Source organism: Burkholderia sp. Ac-20379 (assembly GCF_017104645.1).
Lineage (GTDB): Bacteria > Pseudomonadota > Gammaproteobacteria > Burkholderiales > Burkholderiaceae > Burkholderia.
The window spans coordinates 1-238 of record NZ_JAAGPF010000300.1; the positions used below are offsets into that span (position 1 = coordinate 1).

Here is a 238-nt window from a genome sequence, read left to right on the forward strand (position 1 = left end):
GAAAAAAAAAAAACTCACCTCCACGACGCCCCCCTCTCCTTCACCTTCCCCACGTTCTCTCTCGTTTCGATCTTCCCCTCCCTGCTTTTGTTTCCCGTTTCGTCTCTCCCTGTCGCTGACCCTCCTTCCTTGCCAGCCTGGCCTTTCGTCTTCTCTCTTCTCTCCGTTTAACATCTCCAGATCGCGCGCCACGACGCCTGCCACGTCCTTCTACCGTCTCACGCTTTGTATTGTCCCC

1 protein-coding gene is annotated in these 238 nt (G+C 55.5%); it reads right to left on the minus strand.

Features of this window, described 5'->3' with window-relative positions; translation table 11 throughout:
• The coding region (locus G3N92_RS26740) for a hypothetical protein (RefSeq protein WP_206130599.1) at positions 1-204 on the minus strand (204 nt) is incomplete at its 3' end.
• Positions 205-238: the final 34 nt, after the last annotated feature.